The organism is Mesorhizobium sp. M2A.F.Ca.ET.037.01.1.1 (assembly GCF_003998075.1).
Taxonomy (GTDB): domain Bacteria; phylum Pseudomonadota; class Alphaproteobacteria; order Rhizobiales; family Rhizobiaceae; genus Mesorhizobium.
In genome coordinates this window covers 1-2,759 of sequence record NZ_RZSA01000884.1, presented here as the reverse complement: position 1 = coordinate 2,759, position 2,759 = coordinate 1, and the positions used below count along the sequence as shown (strand labels likewise).

General features: G+C 62.1%; 1 protein-coding gene and 2 pseudogenes. 2 read left to right on the top strand and 1 reads right to left on the bottom strand.

What is annotated here, in order from left to right:
- A pseudogene (locus EOA27_RS42485) lies at positions 1 to 118 on the bottom strand (sugar ABC transporter ATP-binding protein); the annotation flags it as partial.
- A 289-nt stretch (positions 119 to 407) separates the two neighbouring features.
- On the opposite strand from EOA27_RS42485, the gene EOA27_RS30725 reads away from it, so the two are divergent.
- The gene (locus EOA27_RS30725) at positions 408 to 2,084 is read left to right on the top strand and encodes a sugar ABC transporter substrate-binding protein (protein WP_126082444.1); all 1,677 of its coding nucleotides are present in this window, start codon (positions 408 to 410) and stop codon (positions 2,082 to 2,084) included.
- Between the two features lie 79 nt (positions 2,085 to 2,163).
- Positions 2,164 to 2,759 (top strand): annotated as a pseudogene (locus EOA27_RS30720) (sugar ABC transporter permease); the annotation flags it as partial.

Here is a 2,759-nt window from a genome sequence, read left to right as displayed (position 1 = left end):
ATCCTGAAGGGCCGACCAGCACGACGAACTGTCCGTCAGCGATATCGACGCTGACCTCATGCAGGACCTTGACGGTTCCGAACGCCTTGGCCACACTGCTGATCGCGACTTGAGCCATCGTCTCCCCTTTATCTTTTGATGTTTTGCGGTGAAGCTAGCCATTGCCAAGGGCAACGGCAAGTCGGTACCTTATAGATAAAAAGCCAATCTTGTTGACAAGGTAATCGATTACGCGAAATAGTGGCGAGTGCCAATCCGACGCAGGCCTGTTACCCTGAGATCGGAGCTTCGGCGACGCAGGGTGGGGTCCCACGTCCCCGTATGATCGAGGAGAACCGAGAGACGTTTCCACGTCCGAGAGATTGGCACTTCAATTCAATCGCTGTTGTTCTGGGAGGAACCTGTAGATGAGAGTCGACCTGTACGAAAAACTGATGCGCGCCGGCGCCAGCCGCCGCGATGTGCTGAAGGGCGCGGCCTCGATGGCCGCAATCGCCGCCGCCTCCGGCGCCGGGCTCGGCGCGCTGACGCGGCCTGCCGCGGCCGATGACAGCCTGCGGGCGAAGATCCTGCAGATTCCAGGCGTCGGCAAAGGCCAGCCGACCGACGCCGACTTCCAGAAGGTCGGCGAGCTCTGCCTCGAAGCGACCAAGGCCAACGTCAAGGAAGGCGAGTTCGCCGGTGTCGAGCTCACCTTCATGGGCCTCAACAACCAGAACCTGCACAACGTGCTGTTCCGCGGCTTCCTGAAGCCTTGGGAGGCCTATACGGGCGCCAAGATCAGCTGGATCGACCTTGCCCAGGCCGACTACAACGCCCGCCTGCAGCAGTCGATCGCCACCGGCACCGTTGACTTCGACGTCATCGAGATGGGCGCGCCCTTTGAAGGCGATGTCTGCGGCAAGGGCTTGACCTCGGAAATGCCCGACTGGGTCAAGAAGCAGATCGACTTCGACGACCTGGTCAACTATCTCAAGCCGCCGGTCGGCACCTGGAACGGCAAGCAGTATCGCGTGACCATCGACGGCGACGCGCACAATTTCAACTACCGCACCGACGTGTTCTCCGACTCCGAGCTGGCTGCAGCCTGGAAGGCGGACAGCGGCGACAAGGCAGGCCTTGCGGAGTGGGGCGTGCCGAAGACCTGGCAGCAGGTGCAGGCCGTCACCAAGTTCCTGAAGGGCAAGAAATTCAAGGGCCAGGACATCTATGGCTATCTCGACGCGCCCAAGCCCTGGGGCGGTTTCGGCTTCTATTTCCTCGGCAGCCGCGCCACCGCCTATGCCAAGCATCCCGATGACAAGGCCTGGCTGTTCGACGCCGACACGATGAAGCCGCGCGTCAACAATCCGGCCTGGGTGCGCGCCATCCAGGACGTCATCGATGCGTTGCCGTCCGAACCGGCCGATCAGATCAACGCCGATCCGAACACGACCGCCTTCCAGCAGTTCCTGGCCGGCACCGGCTCGATGATCCCCTGGTGGGGCGACGTTGGCTCGAACGTGAAGACCAATGACTCCTCGGTCATCGGCGACGTCACCGGCTTCTCAATCCTGCCGGGCTCCGACGACGTCTATAACTCCAAGACCGGCAAGTGGGACAAGCTCGCCAGCGGCCCGAACTATGCGCCGAACTGCGCTTATCTCGGCTGGGGCGTCTATGTCATGGCCCGCGTCGATTCCGACGAGAAGAAGAAGAAGGCCGCATGGTCGGCCGCCGCGCATCTCGGCGGCAAGGATCTGTCGCTGTGGTGCGCGGCCTATCCTTCCGGCTTCCAGCCCTATCGGAACAGCCATTTCAACATTCCGGAATGGGTGGCGGCCGGCTATGACGAGGCGTTCATCAGCTCGTACCTGAAGTCCGAAGCCGACAGCTACAACCATCCGAACGCGGCGATCGAGCCGCGCATCCCCGGCATCTTTCAGTATTACAGCGCCGCCGAGGACATCCTTGCCAACACCTTCGCCGGCAAGATGAAGGCACAGGAAGGCGCCGACGCCATCGCCGCTGCCTGGGAAAAGCTGACCGACCAGATCGGACGCGAAAACCAGGTCAAGCTCTACAAAGCCTCGCTCGGCATGTAGGCTGTCTCGACCAACTCGCGGCCCGGCGACACCTCGTCGCCGGGCCGCATATTTAGGCTGACTCGAAGAGGCGAGAAGCGTGGCTGAGCAGACTTCGACCGCGAATGCGTGGCCGGCGAATCCGGCCGACCTGATCCCGGCAGGCCGCAAGCGCCTCGGCTGGGGCCTGCTGGCCGCAGCCACGCTCGGCTTGCTGACGATCATCGTCGTGCAGATCCTCTACAAGACCGAGATGTCCACGGTCGGCTTCGACACTTGGCGGCCAGTGATCTATGCCTACATCCTGTGGGGTGCAGCACTCGGTGCCTGGCAGGTGCTGACGCGCGGCGAGGACGGGCAGCGCGCGCTGTTCCTTTTGCCGGCGCTGCTTTTCACCATCGCCATGGTGATCTTCCCGACCCTGTTCGGCTTCTACATCGCGCTGACCGACTGGAACCTCAGTTCGTTTACGGGACGCAGGTTCAACGGCCTCGACAATTTCTGGCAGATGCTGGCCGACCCCTATTACCGCAACGCGCTGCTCAACATGGTGCTCTATGTGCTTGCGGTGCTGGTCGAATATGTCGTCGCCTTCGGCCTGGCGCTGCTGCTCAACGCGCAGATCCGCGCCCGCAAATTCTTCCGTGTCGTCTTCCTTTTGCCGCTGATGCTGTCACCGGTCGCGGTGTCCTGGAT

Coding starts and splice junctions, on each gene's coding strand:
- EOA27_RS30725 (WP_126082444.1), top strand. CDS start 408: ATGAGAGTCGACCTGTACGAAAAACTGATGCGCGCCGGCGCCAGCCGC.